15 protein-coding genes are annotated in these 18,243 nt (G+C 56.3%); 11 read left to right on the forward strand and 4 right to left on the reverse strand.

Annotated features, from left to right (window positions below):
- The 3 genes from GWA01_RS00400 to GWA01_RS00410 all read left to right on the forward strand — a co-directional run bounded on the left by GWA01_RS00400 (position 1) and on the right by GWA01_RS00410 (position 4,466).
- The gene (locus GWA01_RS00400) at positions 1-2,982 is read left to right on the forward strand and encodes a glycosyltransferase (RefSeq protein ID WP_244945707.1); all 2,982 of its coding nucleotides are present in this window, start codon (positions 1-3) and stop codon (positions 2,980-2,982) included.
- A 47-nt stretch (positions 2,983-3,029) separates the two neighbouring features.
- Positions 3,030-4,052, forward strand: coding sequence for a CgeB family protein (locus GWA01_RS00405; protein ID WP_146792943.1), 1,023 nt, complete (start codon positions 3,030-3,032; stop codon positions 4,050-4,052).
- Positions 4,053-4,133: 81 nt separating this feature from the next.
- The gene (locus tag GWA01_RS00410) at positions 4,134-4,466 is read left to right on the forward strand and encodes a hypothetical protein (RefSeq protein WP_146792945.1); all 333 of its coding nucleotides are present in this window, start codon (positions 4,134-4,136) and stop codon (positions 4,464-4,466) included.
- Positions 4,467-4,503: 37 nt separating this feature from the next.
- Here GWA01_RS00410 and GWA01_RS00415 read toward each other — a convergent pair whose 3' ends face one another.
- The gene (locus GWA01_RS00415; protein WP_146792947.1) at positions 4,504-7,206 is read right to left on the reverse strand and encodes a M16 family metallopeptidase; all 2,703 of its coding nucleotides are present in this window, start codon (positions 7,204-7,206) and stop codon (positions 4,504-4,506) included.
- Between the two features lie 137 nt (positions 7,207-7,343).
- Here GWA01_RS00415 and GWA01_RS00420 point away from each other — a divergent pair, with 137 nt between their 5' ends.
- The 5 genes from GWA01_RS00420 (at position 7,344) to ypfJ (ending at position 10,820) form a co-directional block, all read left to right on the forward strand.
- Entirely contained in the window at positions 7,344-7,889 is a 546-nt protein-coding gene (locus GWA01_RS00420) for a hypothetical protein (RefSeq protein WP_146792949.1), read from the forward strand.
- On the forward strand, positions 7,850-8,917 hold the full coding sequence (locus tag GWA01_RS00425) for a glycosyltransferase family 4 protein (protein ID WP_264818531.1): 1,068 nt from the start codon (positions 7,850-7,852) through the stop codon (positions 8,915-8,917). Before GWA01_RS00420 ends, GWA01_RS00425 begins: the two co-directional genes overlap by 40 nt.
- Positions 8,918-9,001: 84 nt before the next feature.
- Positions 9,002-9,427: an MliC family protein gene (locus GWA01_RS00430; protein WP_146792951.1), complete on the forward strand. Its 426-nt coding sequence runs from the start codon at positions 9,002-9,004 to the stop codon at positions 9,425-9,427.
- A gap of 90 nt (positions 9,428-9,517) precedes the next feature.
- Positions 9,518-9,853: a YegP family protein gene (locus tag GWA01_RS00435; RefSeq protein WP_146792953.1), complete on the forward strand. Its 336-nt coding sequence runs from the start codon at positions 9,518-9,520 to the stop codon at positions 9,851-9,853.
- 100 nt (positions 9,854-9,953) lie between these two features.
- A complete protein-coding gene (gene ypfJ / locus GWA01_RS00440; protein WP_146792955.1) occupies positions 9,954-10,820 on the forward strand; it encodes a KPN_02809 family neutral zinc metallopeptidase in 867 nt (288 codons plus the stop codon).
- A gap of 86 nt (positions 10,821-10,906) precedes the next feature.
- Here ypfJ and GWA01_RS00445 read toward each other — a convergent pair whose 3' ends face one another.
- The 3 genes from GWA01_RS00445 to GWA01_RS00455 are packed head-to-tail and all read right to left on the reverse strand — an operon-like array spanning position 10,907 to position 15,043.
- Positions 10,907-13,216, reverse strand: coding sequence for a xanthine dehydrogenase family protein molybdopterin-binding subunit (locus tag GWA01_RS00445; protein WP_146792957.1), 2,310 nt, complete (start codon positions 13,214-13,216; stop codon positions 10,907-10,909).
- Positions 13,209-13,682: a (2Fe-2S)-binding protein gene (locus tag GWA01_RS00450; RefSeq protein WP_146792959.1), complete on the reverse strand. Its 474-nt coding sequence runs from the start codon at positions 13,680-13,682 to the stop codon at positions 13,209-13,211. The genes GWA01_RS00445 and GWA01_RS00450 overlap by 8 nt, the downstream gene beginning before the upstream one ends.
- Positions 13,683-13,708: 26 nt before the next feature.
- Positions 13,709-15,043: a cytochrome c gene (locus GWA01_RS00455; protein ID WP_146792961.1), complete on the reverse strand. Its 1,335-nt coding sequence runs from the start codon at positions 15,041-15,043 to the stop codon at positions 13,709-13,711.
- Positions 15,044-15,440: 397 nt separating this feature from the next.
- Between GWA01_RS00455 and GWA01_RS00460 the strand changes: the two genes are divergently transcribed.
- From GWA01_RS00460 to GWA01_RS00470, 3 genes are read left to right on the forward strand one after another with little or no spacing between them, the layout of a single operon-like run.
- Positions 15,441-16,427 (forward strand): FecCD family ABC transporter permease, encoded by a 987-nt coding sequence (locus GWA01_RS00460; RefSeq protein ID WP_222592693.1) that lies wholly within the window; start codon positions 15,441-15,443, stop codon positions 16,425-16,427.
- On the forward strand, positions 16,424-17,200 hold the full coding sequence (locus GWA01_RS00465; protein WP_146792964.1) for an ABC transporter ATP-binding protein: 777 nt from the start codon (positions 16,424-16,426) through the stop codon (positions 17,198-17,200). Before GWA01_RS00460 ends, GWA01_RS00465 begins: the two co-directional genes overlap by 4 nt.
- A 4-nt stretch (positions 17,201-17,204) precedes the next feature.
- Positions 17,205-18,167, forward strand: coding sequence for an ABC transporter substrate-binding protein (locus tag GWA01_RS00470; RefSeq protein ID WP_229316019.1), 963 nt, complete (start codon positions 17,205-17,207; stop codon positions 18,165-18,167).
- Positions 18,168-18,243 lie beyond the last annotated feature (76 nt).

Consider the following 18,243-nt stretch of genomic DNA (forward strand, 5'->3'; position numbering starts at 1 on the left):
GTGGTGCCTGTCTCCGAGGACGTTCCAGACAGGCCCTCGCGGGAGCCTCGGTGGCGGCGGTTTGATGCACAATGGTATCTGCTCCGCTATCCTGAAGCACGTGAGCAAATGCGAAGCGGGGGCTATGAAGACCCCTATGTCTTTTATCAGGAGGTTGGTCAGACTTATGGCCATTCTCCCAATCGCTATTTTGATGAGGTCTGGTACCGGGACGTATATGCCGATGTCCGGCAGGCGCTTATTCAGGAAAAATGGCGATCTGGTTTTGAGCACTATTGTGCTCAGGGTTATGTCAGCCACTCTGCACACTGGCTGTTCGATGAAGAAGAGTACAGGCGTCGCTATCCGGAGCTGACACAGAGGGTCCTTGCCGAAACCGGACTTTGGAACGGCTACGACCATTACCTTGAGATTGGGGAAGCGAGCTACAGCACGGGGAGCCGCTTTTTCGACGAAGCCCTGTGTCAGGAGCTGTCATTTCATTTCCCTGAGTATTTTGATAGTGGATCAGGGCTTTTTGCGTCCTGGCTTGCTCTTCCATCCAGCGTGGCGGACTCAGGACGTGTCTCGTGGTATTTTGATCCAGTCTGGTATCTGACGCGGTATCCCGAGGTGACCGCTGAGATTGCTGCAGGCCGTTTTGCCAGCGCATTGCATCATTATCTCACGAACGAGACACCTCGCCGTTTTGATCCACAGCCATTTTTCTCTGAACAATATTACGCTTCAGCGCATCCCGATGTGGCGCCCGCACTTGCTGATGGGGCATTTCGGAATGGGTATGAACATTTTGTACGATTTGGTGCGCATGAAGGTCGTGCACCTGTCCAAGGAATTGATTTACGCGCCCATTCTCTACGCTCTCTCGTGAGGCAACAGGTTGAGGGTGATCTCTACGACAGTCCTTTCGCCCAGCTGGTTGCCGCCCGTAGTGGTGCCGAAGATGCAGGGTTTGCAGAAGAAGACCGTATCTCGGAGATACATACGCGTCTGTTGTTCGAGCGCGAGGCGGAGGCGCAGTTGCCTGCCATCGCACGGCAGCCTCTGGATTTTTCGGTGCACGGCATCCCGGAAATCAGTGTCATCATGGTTGTTTACGGGCACATAGCTCTGACCATGCAGGCACTTGCATCGTTACGGGCGAATTATGCCGGTGCCATTGAACTGATTGTGGTGGATTCCGGCTCACGAGATGAGACGCGTCACCTTCCACGGTTACTTCGTGGCGCCAGAATTCTGCGTTATCGTTACAACATCGGGTATCTTGATGGATGCAACGCGGCGCTCGAAAAAGTAACGGCCCCATTTGTTCTGTATCTGAACAATGATGTGCGGCTTTATCCCGGAGCAGTCGCTCATGCTCTTGGGCGGTTTCGTGCGGATGTGGAAATCGGTGCTGTCGGTGCCAAGCTGATTCGTACCAATATGAAGCTGCAGGAAGCCGGTTCGATCATTTGGCGGGATGGAGCCACATATGGCTATCGGCGGGAGGATGATCCTAATCTGACGGAGGCCAATTTTGTCCGGGATGTGGATTATTGCTCGGCGGCTTTTCTGGTGGTGCGCTCCGCCCTTCTGCGGCGTCTGAATGGATATGATACGCGTTACCGGCCTGCTTATTTTGAAGATACGGACCTTTGCGTTCGTTTGATCAAGGCTGGAGCCCGGATTGTCTATGATCCGAATGTGGTTGTTGAGCATCTGGAGTTTGGTAGCTCGGGGCATGCTGGTTCGCATGCGCTGATTCAAGGAAATTTGCGAAAATTTGCACGTGCGCAGCAGGATTTCCTGCGACTTCAGCAGCCGGCCCATATTCGCAATGCTGTTCTGGGGCGGGAGCGGCGGTCAGAGCGCAGGCATATTCTATTTATCGAAGACCGTCTGCCGCTGCGGAGGCTCGGATCGGGGTATGTTCGTTCCAATGACGTCATTCGTGAAATGGCGAAGCTGGGCTATCAGGTAACCGTTTATCCGATGCTGCCACGTCGGCAGAGTGTGATCGACCTGTTTGGTGACTTTCCCGAGAACGTTGAACTGATATCCGACCAAGATATCAGCAATTTTGCTGAATTCATTCAGGAGCGGGCAGGGTACTACGATCTCGTGTGGGTCGGCCGGACTCACAATATGTCGCGCCTGCTTCCGATCCTGAACGAACTGAGCCGTTATTTGCCGAATGGTGGCGCTGTTCTGGATACGGAAGTAGTTGCGACGCCTCGGATAATGGAGCGGATCCGGATTCTTGAGCTTCCTGAGGCCGAACTGGATTTTGATGAGATGCTGCGCCAGGAGTTGGAATGCGCGCATTATTGCCAGCAAATTGTTGCTGTCACACAGAGCGATGCTGCTCTCATACGTCGCGCAGGTTATGCGAATGTTTCGGTTCTCGGACATGAGATGAGAGCCCGTCCGACGCGCCCGGCTTTTGATGAGCGTCGCGGAATACTGTTTCTTGGGGCGCTTCATGATGACAGCGCACCCAATTACGACAGTCTGGAATGGTTTATTGGTTCAGTGCTCCCTTGTCTTGAGGAGCAATTACCGCCAGACGTTCGATTCACTATCGCAGGATACATCCATCCTTCTGTGGACATGGCTCCGTTTGCACAGCATCCGCGGATTGATATTGCGGGGCCTGTCGAGGATCTTGCTGCTCTTTTTGCAACGCATCGGGTGTTCGTTGCGCCAACACGATTTGCTGGCGGGCTTCCTTTCAAAGTTCAGGAAGCTGCGGGTTATGGCTTGCCTGTCGTCGCGACCGAGTTAATCCGTTCTCAGGTAGGTTGGGCGGAGGGAGAGGAAATACTCTCTGCTGGCGCCGATGATCCGCAGGGCTTTGCCGCTCAGGTGGTGGATCTGCATGAAAATGCTGGTTTGTGGGAGCAAATCCGGCGTGGTGGTCTGGATGCCGTCAAGCGTGATTGCGCGCCTGAACGTTTCAGACACGATCTTTTGGAAATCCTTCAGTCCTGTATCGCGTGATGCACATAGTCGCGTTATACAAAGGTTAAGAAAGCAAGGGTAAGGCTATGTCAGCAGCGATTAAAGAACGCGATAGCAAGGCTGAACAGAAGACGGTTTCGGGTCTTTCCGGCCGCGTTCTGGTATGCAGCGGCGGTCGTTACGAAAGCCAGGCCAACGTCCAGATCCGTGAATCCATCATGGATGGCTGGGCTGACTGCTTTGGCGAAGAAAATGTTACGGCTGTTCATATTTCAGCCGCCGCCGCTTCTATCAAAGTTCTGAAGCCCACGATTGTTTTTGCTATCGGCTCATACCTCCCCGAAAGCACATATTTTGGCGAAGTCTGCCGTGAGGCCAAGAAAATCGGTGCAGTAACCGTTTTCTGGGCTACCGAAGATCCCTATGAGCAGGATGCGAATTATCGCGTAGCGGACGACTTTGATGTCGTGTTTTCCTGTGACCGCTGGGGCCATAATTTCTACCAGCGCGATCGTGTGTTCCACCTTCCGCTGGCTGCAAGCCCTAAGCTGCATTACGCACCGATTGCAGATAATGAAGAAAAGACGATTGATGTTCTTTTCTGCGGTGTTGCATTCACGAACCGCAAGGACATCGTTCGTAACCTGCTGCCGGTCCTGCAGGATTTAAACATCAAGATCATCGGTCCGGGCTGGGGCGAGTTGGGTATCGGGTTCTCGGATGCACGTATCGAAAAGTCCCAGCTCGTGGAACTTTATCGTCGCTCCAGACTGGTTCTGAATCTTGGCCGTTCGCTGCATTTCGAAAACAAGCGCTTCATCATTGCACCCTCTACGCCGGGGCCGCGTACTTTTGAGGCAGCGCTGGCAGGGGCATTTCAGGTTTTCCATGAGGATACTCATGAAATCCGCCGTTATTACAGCGCAGATGAAATTCCTGTCTTTTCGAACCGCGTGGATTTCGAGCGCCTTGTTGCAACGCATATTGGTGATGATGCTGGTCGTCTTGCAATAGCCCGCAAAGCGCAGGCCCGGACACAGGCCGAGCATCTTTACAGCCATCGTATACAACAGGCTCTAGCTGTTCTTCAGTCAGAAAAATTGCTCTGAATTCACCCAGAGTATGGCAGATCAGAAACCGGGCCATGTGCCCGGTTTTTTGTTGATAACCCTGCATGAGAAGGACGCTGCATGTCGGTGCTGACAGTCGCGGTTTTGCTGATTATGGCTGCGTGCCTCGAAGTTGGTGGAGATGCTCTGGTTCGCCACGGATTGCACGGCAGTACAGACCTGACCCGCGCCATCTCGATTTTTGCAGGTGGACTGGTCCTGCTGGTTTATGGCGTTGTGGTCAATTTGCCGCCATGGGATTTTGGGCGCCTCATGGGGGTTTATGTCACGCTGTTTTTTATCGTGGCGCAGGCCGTGGCCTTTTTTGCGTTCGGGGAAGTGCCGGGTGTGGGAATCTGCGCAGGCGGCGCGTTGATCATCAGCGGTGGCATTGTGATGACGGTATGGCGCTGAACACGAAAACGGGGGCCGAGACCCCCGTTTGTGAATGTCAGTGCGGGTGAGGGCCGAAGACGATCTGGGCCAGATCATTGGGACGCACCCAGGTATGGAACGCCTTCTGAATCTGCTGGGGTGTCATGTCGTAAGTCGCCTGAGCGGCTTTTGCTGGTGTATCAAGTGGAAGATCCAGGTTGACGAGGTGCAGGTAGCTTCCTGCGAGCGCTCCAAAGCTTGATTGTGACATGGGCTGGTCCCGCAGGATGGCTGCCTTGGCAAGGTCGAGCGTTTCCTGTGAGACAGGCTTGTTGCGCATGTCCTCGATATCCTTGATAGCGAGTGCGCGGGCACGAACCACCTTGTCTGGATCGGCCCCGAATGTGATGCCGAAACCGCTTCGGGTACGGGAATAGTCGAACCCGCTTCCAGCGCTGTACACATATCCGGTTTTGACGCGAAGGTCCTGCATCAGGCGTGAGGAGAACCCGTCGCCAAGGATCTCGTTACCCACAGATAGTGCATAACGATCAGGATCACGGACGCTTATTCCGATATTTTCGATAAGTTTCACGTCGTCCTGTGAGCGCCCCGGATCTGCAATAACTGCCTGTGAAGCCCGGCTCAACGGAATTCCCGGCAGGTCAACCTGTGGCTTGGGACCATTGGCCTTCCAGCTTCCGAATGCCTTTTCCACAGCAGCTTTTGCGGCTTCAGGCGCGATATCACCCACAACCACGATGGTCGTCAGATCGGGGCGGTAGGTTTTGGCATAGTAGTCCCGAACATCAGCAAGCGTGAGCTTCATGATTGTGGCGGGCGTTGCTTCCCGCAGGGTCGGATCCTGTGGAGGCACAACGGCACGCATTGCGGCGCGGCCAAAATGATAGGCCGGAGACTGGAGCTCTCCCGCTTGTCCCTGTGCTTCCTGCATCCGGGTGATCAGGAATGCCTTTTCTGGGAAGGCAGGGTTGAGTTCGTGCTCGGAAAGCAGCGCGAGGCCCTTATCAAAATCAGGGGTCAGTGTGCTCAGGGAGAATGACGGGCCCGCTGATTCGCTAGCGGAAATATCGTCAAGCGCCCGGACAAGAGCGAGGCGATCATGCTTCTTCGTACCGTACAGGAAGAGAGACGACGTCAGACTAGCCAGACCGTCCTTGCCTGCGGGCTGCTGGAGGTCCGCGTTCTGCCGGATGCTGCCGACAAGCTCAATCGTGTGGCTAACGTGCTCCGGCTGGACCAGCAGCCTCAGGCCGTTTGGCAGAACATAGCTGACAGGCGTTGGGGAGGCGGGGGGAAGTGTCAGACGCGAGAGTGCCTGCTGTGCCCAGTCCGGTAGGACGACCTTGCCCTGAGGCGGAGCATTGAAGGATTCTGCACCGCCATATCCCTTGCCTCCAACAGCATTGCCCTTGTCGCTGGGTGTCAGGGTTGCGCTGATGGCCTGTGCAGGATCGAGAAGTTTTTTCGCAAGAGCATCAACCTGAGCTTTCGTCACCGATCGGAACGAGGCGATAGCATCTTCCGGGCTGTTGAGTTGCTGGACGGCAAGAGCTGAGGACCAGCTCTCGGCGAGGCCCGAAATACTGTTGGCACTGTATTCCATGGAAGCGATTTCGCGGCGGCGGGCGGCTTCGATCAGTTCTTCCGGAACACCGTGCTGACGATAGTCTTCCATCATCGTAGCAAGTGTCTTGCGGAGCTCGGCTGGATTTGTCCCTTTTGGAAAGCCAGCATACGCGATGGCAAGGCCGGCCTGCGCATCAGGATCATACATAAAGCCGGTATCAAGTGCCTTGCCCTGAGGCACCAGTTCGAACAACTCGCCACGCTGGCTCGATATTGCGTCTGCAAGAAGTGTCGCCGCGGCAAAATCCGGGTCCCGCTGTCCCGGCATTCTCCATGCCATTGTTACCAGCCCAATCGGCAAATCCGTGTCGAGAGACAGGCTCTGTGCCTTAACGGGTTGAGGGGAAACAATGGGACGATCAGGTAGCTTCACGGGTGCAATTGCACCGAAAGCAGCTTGTGCCTTCTGGATGGCGTCCTGCGGATCCACATCGCCTGCGATGATTAGGATGGCATTATTGGGCGCATACCAGGAATCATAAAACTTGCGCAGGATTGACGTTGTCGTGGCGTCAAAAGACGGTCGGCTGCCGAGCGCGTCTTCCTGATAGGGTGTGCCGGCATAAAGCACCGAGCGGACCTGCGAGAGGTAGCGATAGATCGGGCTCGACAGATCGCGTGAGACTTCCTGCTCAATCGCGCCGCGTTCGTGCTTCCATTCATCATCGGTGATGTTGAGGTCACGCATGCGACCGGCCTCAATTCGCAGCACAACATCCAGATCTGCCGCGGGCGCCTTGAAATAGTATTGCGTGACATCCGACGTCGTGTCGGCGTTGTTGTTGTTTCCAAGCTGCGCACTGATGGTTGAAAGCTGATCACGGGTCAGGTGTTTTGAGCCATTGAACATCATGTGCTCAAGGGCATGTGCCGTTCCTGCGAAGCCCTTTGGCGCGTTCACGGAGCCTGTCTGGTAATTCACCATTGTCTGAACAACAGGAGCCAGAGTGTCACGGATGACAACAACGCGCAGCCCGTTGGAGAGCGTGGCGCGTGTCACGGTGGCGGGCGCGGAGGTTGCTTTCTGCGGAACAGGGGGCGCTGCATGGGCCATTCCTGGCGCTGCAAGGGGTGCAAGCATGGACGCGGCAAGCAGCGTCAGGCGGGAAAGACGGGGCAGCATGGGCATGAAAGCAGAGCCTCGTGAAAGAGAATGTTACGTCGAATAAACCTCCTCGAGCCTGTTCTGTCCATAAGGTCTTGATTGCGGGCGCATGAATAAAAAATCAGATGCGGTTCTCGCATGTGAGGTTTAGAGTGCCGCCAATGACTGCATCAGATCATATCAAACGTGCGGATGGCTGGGTGATCGACACCCTTTTTCAGCCTGTCGCAGACCGCCTGCCTGAGAGTATTCCTGCTTTGCAACTGGGGATGAGCTGTCAGCTTGGCTCCCTTTTGTTTTATGGCCTCTCGCTGCTGATCCCTATTTTCGTGATGGGGGCGACGGTTGGAGACGTGATCGATACGATCCTTGTCTGGCTCATGGGAATGGCATTCTTTCTGGGGCTCCAGAAATCACGCCATGTGGTACGTGCGAATGCGCTGAATCCATTGCGGCCACTGCTGATGTCGATGCGTGTAATTTCGATCATTTTCCTCGTGTATGTTGCTTATCGTGGAATGTCCGTTGCCGCGCCATACTGGCTGCCAGCGCAGCTGACGACGCTTTCGCAGCTTCTTTTTGTGGTTGGACTTTATTTCGTAGCCTGCCAGCCACGTCCGCCAAGACAGCGTGTTTCCATGCGGCAAGGCAATGTCATTGAAGGGCTGTGGCCTACTGGAAAGATAAGATCATCCCAAGGTCTCTGAAGGTTCTTCATTGTCTTTCAACCCATGAATTTGCCGGGACGGAACGACATGTGGCGGAGCTGGTTTCGGCTCAGATGGCCGATAGCGACGTCACGCTTCTGCTGGAAAACCAGACGCGTGATCGTCTGACGGGTGGAGATATTACGGATGTTCTTCCCCCGGGCCTGAACGTGATCAGGGCTGGCCGGGGGGGATATCTGCTGAAACTGGCTAAGCTGGTGCGAAAAGGCGGATTTGATGTGGTGCACACCCATCTCGGTCGCGCTTCCGCACGGGCGACATGGCTGAAACGGGCTGGCATCTGGAATGGTACCCCACTGGTGGCCACCCTGCACACCAGTTACCGCGCCAGAAGCTACGGCGTTCATGACGGCCTGATCTGTATTGCGAGCTGGCAGCAGAATACGTTGCCACCGCAGCAGAAGGCGCGCTCCACGCTAATCCCGAACTGGACGGTTGCGCCGACCCGCTCCCCTGAAGAGGAAGCGGTACTCAGGCGCAATCTGCGACAGGAATGGGGCCTGAGCGATGATTGTTTTGTGTTCGGCGCAGTTGGGCGGATGGTGGAGGAAAAAGACTTTTCGCTCCTGCTCAAGGCATGGCGTCTGGCGGCATTGCCGGAAAACGCAGTTCTTTTGATGATAGGGGATGGCCCGGAGCGGCCGCGCCTTGAAGAGGAAAGCAAAGGGACCGGGCGTGTGATCTTCACCGGTTTTCGAACGGATATGCCAGATGCGCTTGCAGGACTTGATGCGTTTGTCCTGCCGTCGCGCCATGAGCCTTTTGGGCTTGTTTTGCTTGAGGCCATGGGCGCTGGATTGCCGGTTCGTGCAGCGGCGTCCGGGGGTGTGCTGGATATTTTAAAGAATAACCCGGATTGTCTCGTCGCCCCACAGAATATACAGGCGCTTTCTGACGGTTTGCACGAGCTTTATGGTTGCCCGCGGGGCGCCTGGGATCTTTCAGGGTTCTCTCTGGATCAGCAAATTCCAAAACTGGACCGGTTCTACCGTGACCTGACTCGCTGACCTGACCTCCCGCTCCCTTTGTAAAAGCGGCTAAAGCGGGCAACGAATTTTTCCTTAAGGCGTTTTATGCAGGAGGAGAATTTCATGCGAAAAACATTCTGTTTCGGCTTGCTGCTGGGTATGGCTTTTTCAAGCTCCGTTGCTCTGGCCGCGCCCTCTGCGCAGGTTATTACGATCCCTGTAAATGGCACTCAGAAAGTCAGCCACCAACCTGCGCTTTTTTCGTGCAAGCCGGACGGTGTGGCAACAGACGCCCAGAAAAAGCTGATGGGAATTCTTCCGAAGGATTTCGTGAAGGTCGACTACATCAATGCAGGAAATATTCATCTCGCTGTGTTGCCGGTTGATGGCGAGATGCAGGTTTTTTCTAATGTCATAGCTGCAGACGGCGCAAAATATGCCGGTGCCCAGTATGTCTGGTGGAGCAAAGGCAAGGAGGCGACGTTCATCAATGAGATGGATGATGGTGCTGCACTGACATGCAAGGAAGTTCCGTACCTCCGCCGTTGATATGCCCGATATGGTTGTCCGCCAACGCCCTTCAGGCGCCATGTTGGTCGTGTTTTGTGAGGGGGCTGTTTCTCGGGAAGGACGTGTTCCATGAGTTCAAAATTCGAGCTTTACATTGATCATGGCGGAGAATTCCGTTTCCGTCTGAAGGCAGGCAACGGAGAGATCATTCTCTCGAGTGAGGGATACCGGCAGAAAGCCAGTGCGGTGAATGGTATTGCGTCTGTGCATGCCAACGCGTCGAATGACGCCCATTACGAGCGCAAAATCTCGTCGTCCGGAAAGCCGATGTTCAATCTCAAAGCCGCCAATGGACAGGTGATCGGCACAAGTCAGCTGTACAGCAGTGAGAGTGCGCGTGATGTGGGAATAGAGTCCGTCAAGAGAAATACGGCATCTGCTGTAACGGTTGACCGGACGCACTAAGTTCCGAATTACACTCTCCCACGCAACGGCAGCGCTGGGGAAATACGCGTGTGTCGTAATGACGTCCCCTTCGGGAGGACTATGACGGGGTGAGGGCTGTATGCGTCTGGACGATGAACGGGAGAGCAGCAACGTTGATGATCAGCGCGGTTCAGGTGGTGGGGGCGGTGGAACACCTCTGCGAATTGGCGGTCTTGGTGGCCTCATTCTTGTGTTGGGCGCGCTTTACTTTGGCGTCGATCCCAAGGTTGTGCTCAACCTCCTGAACAATGCCCCATCCTCCAGTGCGCCTGCGTCACAGAAAAATCATACGCAGGTGGCAGCCAATGACCCGGAAAAGCGTTTCATCGCGCGTGTTCTGGGGTCAACGGAAGACGTGTGGACCGCCTATTTCCAGCAGATGGGCCGCACCTATCATGATCCGCGGCTGGTGCTTTTCACGGGTGGCGTTCAGTCTGCGTGTGGGTATGCCCAGACATCCGTAGGGCCTTTCTATTGCCCCGCCGACCAGAAAGTTTATCTGGATCTTGGTTTCTTTCAGGACCTGAAAAACAGGCTTGGGGCTAGCGGCGACTTCGCGCAGGCCTATGTCGTGGCACACGAAATCGGACATCATGTTCAGAACGAACTTGGCATCATGAAGCAGGTCGATCGCAATAGTGGGATGTCTGTGCGCGGTGCCGCAGGCTCATCCGTTCGTACCGAGTTACAGGCAGACTGCTTCGCCGGTGTCTGGGCCAAGCGTGCCAATGATGCACGCAATATTCTTCAGACCGGCGACGTTGAGGAAGGCATGAACGCGGCTTCTGCGGTGGGGGATGACCGTCTGGAGCGAAAAGCGCAGGGTTATGTCGTGCCTGACAGCTTTACCCATGGCACCTCGGCTCAGCGCGTTTCGTGGTTCAGACGGGGTCTGGAGTCTGGTGATATCAATCGATGCGATACGTTCAGCGCGCCCTCACTCTAATATCTGCGTTCTTCACTCCCGGCGCTGGATACAAAAAAGCCTGCCCCAGAAAGGGCAGGCTTTTTCTTTGATTGAGGTTGAAAACCTCAGACCGTGTGGTTGTTCAGCTCTCGCAGGACATCCGCCGGGCGCATTGGCAGATGACGCATGCGAACACCGACGGCACGGAAAATCGCATTGCCAATGGCAGGAGCGATCACCGTCACACCCGGCTCACCAAGACCCATGGGCTTCTCGGCGCTTTCCACGAACTCAATGTCCATATCTGGCACATCGGGGATCCGTAGTGGCGTGTAGTTGTTGAGGTTCGTGGCCTTGATCGTGCCGTTGACGATCTCTGTGCCTTCGAACAGAGCCATGCTCAGGCCCCAGAGAGCGGCGCCCTCGGTCTGAGCGAGCGCGCCACCCGGATCAACGATCGTACCGGCATCAATCACAAGCCAGAGCTTCTGGCATGTCACGATCCCTGTCTTGCGATCCACATGCACCTGTGCGGCACCTGCGGTCCAGGTTGGCATTCCGCGCTCCTGACCGAAGCTGGTGGCAATACCCAGAGCCGTATCGGCCGGGAGCTGTGTCTTGCCCCAGCCAATCTTCTCGGCCAGCTTCTGCACGACTGCTGCCTGACGATGGGCGCCATTCGTGGAGTTCGGTGCCTCACCGGCGTTACGGCCGGTTGCGGTGAACATGGACAGGCGGAGCTCCACCGGGTCCTGACCCGTAGCATGAGCCACTTCGTCAATGAACGATTCAAGCGCCCATGGCGTCCAGCCTGCGCTTACCGAACGCAGCCAGCCCGGACGGAAAGTGCGGTTCGCAAGATCATTGCTGATCGCGCGGACGCGTGTCGGGCCGGTTTCGTACCAGTGATCAGCACCAGAGAGAGCAAACGGATCGTATTTTCCATCCAGACCTTTGGCAAGGAAAGCGGGCGCCATGACCTGGGTCGGCCAGCCAGCCGTCGCCGTGTAGTTCATGGCAGAGATTTTCTTGCCGCTGGAATCCAGTGCCACGCTGATGGTCTGCAACGACGGGGAGCGGATGGAGTCGAACGCCATATCATCTGAGCGCGTCAGGATCAGCTTGACTGGCGCGCCACCGATTGCCTTTGAAGCAAGGGCCGCAGGAATGGAATAATCGCCGTTCAGACGACGTCCAAACCCACCACCCAGCAGATAGGAGCGCATGACAATCTGCTCTTCAGGAACCTGAAGGGCTTTGGAGAGCTGCGGCAAAACCAGTGACTGCCACTGATTACCAGCATGGATTTCCCACATTCCGTCAATATGCCGAGCAACGGCATTCAGGGGTTCCAGCTGATAATGCGCGACGGAAGCGCAGGTGTATTCCGCAGTTATCACCTTGGCTGCGGATTTGAAGGTGGCATCCACGCCGTCATCGTTAAAGACGTGTGTGCCGTTCTTCGCATCCTTACCCAGCGTGCGGGCATGGTCGATGATGTCCGCTTCCGAAACCTTGATCGTGGGGCCAGGCGTCCACTGTACCTTAAGGGCATCGGCGGCACGCATTGCAGCAGGGTATGTCTTGCCGAGTGCTACAACCCAGCCCGGCACGATATCGGACGGATCTTCCAGAACTACGTAGCGGATATAACCGGGGATCTTCTTGGCTTCCGTGTCATCCACGGAAACGACCTTCGCCTCATAGCGTGTGGGCGGCATTTTCGGACGGCCATAGACCATCCCGTCCAGCTTCACATCAATGCCGTAGATGGCCTTGCCTGTTGTTTTGTCTGGAATATCGAGAGCCGCGACCTCTTTGCCGATCATGCGGCGCTCGGAAGCGGGCTTGAGCGGCAGTTTGGCCATTTCCTCAGGTGTGAAGCTGCGTGTTGGCTTCGCCTGCGCGACGATGTCGCCATAGGAAATTGTCTTGGAGCCAGCTGTCACGATGCCGTTGCGGGCCGTGCATTTGTCCGGCGTGGTTCCAAGGAGCTTTGCGCCTTCCTCGACCAGGATTGTGCGTGCAGCCGCTCCAGCCTGACGGAACGTGTCCCACGTGTCCCAGACTGACCAGGAACCACCCGTTACAAATTTACCTGCAAATTTCGGGCCTGTATCGACTTCGGTAATCTTGATGTGATCCCAGTCGGCTTCCATCTCGTCCGCGATGATGCGGGCGAGGGCAGTTCCGACATGCTGGCCCATCTCGGCCCGAACGATGTTGACGTTCACAGACCCATCGGGTGCGATGGCGCACCAGATGTTGGGCTCAAATGCGGCTTCCGTTGGCATTGCGGAAGGCATGGTCTGTGCGGCTTGGGCCTTTCGGGCAAATCCGAACATAAGTCCGGCGCCCGCTGCGGTCATGAGAAAACCACGACGGGAAAGCTGAGGCTTGTTTCCGGCCTTGGCCAGCTGTTCGAGCTTACCCATTGGTAGCGCCTCCCTGTTTGCCCGCAGCGTCCTTAATGGCCTTGCGGATACGGACATAGGTCATGCAGCGGCACAGACTGCCTCCCATGACGCCATCGATCTGATCGTCGCTTGGCTGTGGATAGTCTTTCAGCAGGCTTGCGGCCTGCATGATCTGGCCAGACTGGCAGTATCCGCATTGCGGGACCTGCTGATCCCGCCAGGCGACCTGCACAACGTGATTTCCTTCCGGATCAAGGCCTTCGATCGTCGTGATCGCCGCGCCTTCAATGGAGGAAAGTGGTGTGATGCAGGAGCGCGTTGCCCGACCGCCCACATGAACAGTGCAGGCGCCGCATTCCCCGATGCCACAGCCGAACTTCGTGCCTGTCAGGTTCAGTTCGTCACGGATGATCCACAATAGTGGTGTATCGTCTGGTGCATCGACCGAGACAGGCTGCCCGTTGAGTTCAAATTTCGTCGTCATGTTCTGTATTCCCTGTCCTGCCCGGATCAGTGCGAGGCGTTGATGGGCGGCGTCTTCAGCGTGGCGCGCGCCTGCGCAGCCTTCTTTTCCAGATCCGTCCAGGGGGAGAGAGTTGTGCGCGTGCGGCGCAAATACGCAGCGATGCGGGCCATGTCATGGTCTGTCAGACCGGCATAGAAGCTCGGCATGGCAATGCCATCCTGACCTTCCTTTGCGCCAATGCCATGGAGCATCACCTGATAGAGGTTGTTGGGCTCATCAAGCCAGAGTGCATTGTTCAGAGCCAGTTCCGGGCGGCCGGAGACCGGCGCCGGGCCAGAGTTGTAATGGCAGGCGCCACAGGCTGCCTGATACAGGCGCGCATCAGCATCCTGCGTCTGCGGGCCTGTCAGGTTGCGGCCTGACATCTGCATTGCACGCGTGACGGCTGCTGCGTCGCCGCTGGAGCGCGTGGCTGCATGGTCCACATCCGCATAATAATGCGCAATGGCCCGCACATCGGATTCCGGAAGCTGGGACAGGAACGAATGCGGGACCGGGGACATGGGGCCTGCGGCCGAACCATGCAGCGGAGCCACGCCGAAGCGCAGATACTGGAACAGCTCTTCTTCGGTCCACACGACGGGTGTCGGGTTGTGCTCGTTCAATGGCGGAGCAATCCAGCCATCGATCACAGCACCATCATATTCGCTGCCGGATTTTTCAGCGCCAAGAAGATTTCGTGGCGTGTGGCATGCGCCGCAATGGGCATCACCAATTGCGAGATACGCGCCACGGTTCCATTCTGCATCATGCTTCGGGTCGTTCTGGTAACGGCCTGGCTTGAAAAACAGCAGCTTCCAGAAGCCCTGTCCCGTGATGCGGATGTTGATCGGGAAAGGAACCGTGTTCTTGCGGGGTTCCTGATGAACAGCAGGCTGGCTCATCAGATATGCATAAAGATCCGAGACGTCCTGATCATTGACCTTGGTGAAATGATCGAACGGGAAAGCCGGATAAAGCTGGCTGCCATCGCGGGCAATACCCAGGTTCATGGCACGCTTGAAAGCAGCTTCAGACCAGTTGCCAATGCCCGTTTCTGGGTCTGGTGTCAGGTTGGACGAGAAGATGTCGCCAAATGGCGTTTCCATCTTGTAGTCGCCAGCCATAACAGGGCCGCCACCATTGTCGGTGCGTGTATGGCACTCGGCGCAATATCCACCTGCTGCAACCAGCGCTCCGCGTTTGACGGCATCAGGGGAGAAGGAAGAGGGTGCAGGGCGAGCGACCGGTGCAATGGCGGGATACCACGCATAGGCAAAAAAACCGATGCCACCCGCTGCACCAAGGCCCACGGCAATGGCGGCTATTCGTTTGAGCATAGTGGTACTGTCCCGGCGCTGTTAAAAGGCCGTCCGTCCTCTCGGGGACGGCAATTGATTGCAAAATATGGCATAAAACGAAAAATTGAAAGATTGAGGCTGATCAAAATCGGTCTTATTGTCGCAGAAATGATTATTTCGTGTAGAGGCGCGTCTTTGTTGCCACACTCGGATCGGTGTAAGGAAACTGTAAGATATGGAAAGTGACAGAGTAGATGCGTGATATTCCTCTTCATATCTTCTTCGATATGAAAGTATTTTCCGTCTCCCATTCTGTAATTTTCGTAGAGCACGATTTGAATCTTTCTATTGTTAAACTGTCTCCTCGGTGATCCGTAACTCTGTTTCAGTTTCTGCAGACACGAAATCCGTATTTCTGTCTCATCGTGTACGATGGCTGTTTCCCCTGATTTCCATCTGTCTGTGCGCCGCTTTCGTGCTTGCACTGTGTGTAGGGCGCTATCCGCTTTCCCTGCTTCAGGTTCTTGGTGTTATCGGTCATTCGCTTCATCTGGTGAAAGCTCAGGATGCGGCCGCTGATGCCGTCGTATTCCAGGCCCGATTACCCCGCCTTGTTGCGGCGGTTCTGGTGGGCAGCGCGCTCTCTTGTGGCGGGGCTGTGTATCAGGGCGTTTTCCGAAATCCCATCGTGTCTCCAGGGCTTCTTGGGGTTTTGAGTGGCGCAGCCTTCGGTGCTGCTCTGGCGATCGTACTGGGTCTTTCAGCGTTTATTGTTCAGTTGGGCGCGTTTGCAGGTGCTCTGCTTGCTGTGGGAGTTGGGCTTTCGGTTGCGGGGCTTCTGCCCGAGGGGGGGCTGCTGACCCTGCTGCTCGGTGGTCTGATCAGCAACGCGCTGTTCACGTCGCTTCTCTCGCTGGTGAAATATCTGGCTGATCCACTGGACCAACTGCCTGCGATCGTAAACTGGCTTTTGGGTAGTCTTTCAGATGTAAGCTGGCAGGAAATATACTGGCTGGCGCCTCTGTTGATTGCATTGACGGTGCTGCTGATCCGCGCCGCGCCAGTTCTGGACGTTCTGTCGCTTGGCGATGATGAGGCGCGCAGTCTGGGCGTTCCGGTCAGCGTATTGCGGCCACTCCTGATTGTGCTGGCGACCTTCGCCTGCGCGCTGACCGTTTCTATGGCGGGCATCATTGGCTGGGTGGGCCTTCTGGTGCCGCATATTGCACGACTTATGGTAGGGGCAGAGCATCGACATATGATGCCTGTCTGCGCGCTGCTGGGCGCCACGGGGCTGGTGCTTGCGGATATGTGCGCCCGCACGCTGACATCAGGCGAAATCCCGCTGGGAATTGTGACCGAACTGTTTGGCGCGCTCGCTTTCGTCCTGGTGCTCCGTCGCCTCCGTGGGGGCTTTCTGTGAACGCTGACCTGCTGGCCTGTGAGGGAGTTTGTTTGCGCAGAGGCCGCTGCGGAACTGTTCTGGATAATGTGTCGGTGTCTTTGCGAGCGGGAGAGCTGGTAGGTCTTCTTGGCTTGAACGGAGCGGGAAAAAGCACCCTGCTGCGGATTCTACTTGGCTTGCTCAAGCCTGACAGGGGACATGTCCTGCTTGAAGGAAAGCCGTTGGGAGCATACTCCGCCAGCTCGGTCGCTCAGCAACTGGCATACGTTCCACAGTCTCATACGGCTGCCTTTCCCTACAGCGTCCGGCGGATGGTTGAGTTAGGGCGCGTTCCACATACGGGGCTCGGTAGTGCGTTGCGGGCAGAAGATCATGCAGCTGTAGATCATGCGATGGCCCGTCTGGGTTTGCAGGAGATGGCAGAGCGTCCGGTAACCCAGCTTTCGGGAGGAGAGCGACAACGTGTGGTTCTGGCCCGTGCGCTGGCGCAGGAGGCAAAAGCCTTGCTGCTGGACGAACCCATGACGGGGCTTGATTATGGCCATCAGCTTAGGTTGATGAGTCTGCTGGGCGAGTTCGCTGCGGAAGGGCGGTTGATCCTGCTGACGTCCCATCGTCCGGAGGAGCTGTTTGCGCCAGCAAGCCGGGTACTGGTTCTGGACGACGGTCACATCGTGGCTGACGGGTTGCCCCAGAATGTTGTAACGGCTGAGCATATGTCGCGTCTTTATGGCGTTTCCCTGAAGCAGGTTGACCATGAAGGCAGCCGTTTTTTCACTATGGAGAAGTAGGCACGTGACATTGCTACGGCGTTTCGGCTCTGTTCTGGCTCTCTCGGTTCTCATCGCTGGTATTGGTATTGCGAAAGCCGCGCCGCCGACCCGTATTGCAGAAGGGTGGTATGCCCATAACGCTATGTTGGTCATGCTCGGTGCGCAGGACCGCATCGTGGCGACTGTGGCGCGTCCTTCCATGCTGCCATGGATGTTTCATCTGGTCCCCGCTCTGGGAAGAGCTGAAACTCTCGACCCAGGCGCGCTTAACGCTGAAGAGCTACTGAAACTTCATGCTGATCTCGTGTTCGTCACGGCATCGGGCCACGCTGCTGATCCTCTTAGTCGGGCGGGGCTGAATGTGGTGGAAGAAGGTTTTGACCGCTTCGACGGCCTGCTGGACTGCGTGGACTCCACCGCAACCTTGCTCCAGTCGTCGCTGGCAACAAAGCGGGCACAGGAATATCGGGCAGCATTCCTGAAAACCGTGTCCGGCTTCCAGACCAACCCGAATGGTCCCAGAGTGCTCCATGTTGAATCCCTGCATCCGCTTCGGGTGGACGGGGATTCAACCATCATTGATCAGTGGATCCGTTCGGCAGGCGGTCGTAACGCTGCCGATGGTGTGCATGGCAATAAGCAGCCTGTGTCCATTGAGCAGGTTCTGGCTTGGAATCCGGATATCATTATTGTCGGCGCTGGCGCAGGAGACCCGTCTGGTCTGAAGGGCGCGCCGCTGTGGTCTCAGGTGTCGGCAGTGCGTAACGGGAAAGTCTATCGCAATCCGGCCGGGCTGTTCCCGTGGGATCGCTATAGCCCGGAACTCATGCTTCAGGTGACGTGGGCGCGACAGCTTGTCCAGAGCGGGCATGTTGATGCCGATGACATGGTGAAAAGAATACGTCAGTTTTACAGTGAATTTTACGGAATCTCCCTCTCCGAGGCAGACGCTGGGCGGATGCTGGCAGCGCTTCCCCCGGGCTGAGGCGGCACGGCTTATCACGGGGGGTTGTGAGGCTGTAAGGAATCGTTTCACATACCGTTCTGGACGAAAAAGAGCA

This window comes from Gluconobacter wancherniae NBRC 103581 (assembly GCF_007988885.1).
GTDB lineage: Bacteria > Pseudomonadota > Alphaproteobacteria > Acetobacterales > Acetobacteraceae > Gluconobacter > Gluconobacter wancherniae.

What these genes read in the sequence shown, in the direction of transcription:
- GWA01_RS00405 (WP_146792943.1), top strand. Translation starts at nt 3,030, where the DNA reads ATGTCAGCAGCGATTAAAGAACGCGATAGCAAGGCTGAACAGAAGACG.
- GWA01_RS00410 (WP_146792945.1), top strand. Translation starts at nt 4,134, where the DNA reads ATGTCGGTGCTGACAGTCGCGGTTTTGCTGATTATGGCTGCGTGCCTC.
- GWA01_RS00415 (WP_146792947.1), bottom strand. Translation starts at nt 7,206, where the DNA reads ATGCCCATGCTGCCCCGTCTTTCCCGCCTGACGCTGCTTGCCGCGTCC.
- GWA01_RS00420 (WP_146792949.1), top strand. Translation starts at nt 7,344, where the DNA reads ATGACTGCATCAGATCATATCAAACGTGCGGATGGCTGGGTGATCGAC.
- GWA01_RS00430 (WP_146792951.1), top strand. Translation starts at nt 9,002, where the DNA reads ATGCGAAAAACATTCTGTTTCGGCTTGCTGCTGGGTATGGCTTTTTCA.
- GWA01_RS00435 (WP_146792953.1), top strand. Translation starts at nt 9,518, where the DNA reads ATGAGTTCAAAATTCGAGCTTTACATTGATCATGGCGGAGAATTCCGT.
- ypfJ (WP_146792955.1), top strand. Translation starts at nt 9,954, where the DNA reads ATGCGTCTGGACGATGAACGGGAGAGCAGCAACGTTGATGATCAGCGC.
- GWA01_RS00445 (WP_146792957.1), bottom strand. Translation starts at nt 13,216, where the DNA reads ATGGGTAAGCTCGAACAGCTGGCCAAGGCCGGAAACAAGCCTCAGCTT.
- GWA01_RS00450 (WP_146792959.1), bottom strand. Translation starts at nt 13,682, where the DNA reads ATGACGACGAAATTTGAACTCAACGGGCAGCCTGTCTCGGTCGATGCA.
- GWA01_RS00455 (WP_146792961.1), bottom strand. Translation starts at nt 15,043, where the DNA reads ATGCTCAAACGAATAGCCGCCATTGCCGTGGGCCTTGGTGCAGCGGGT.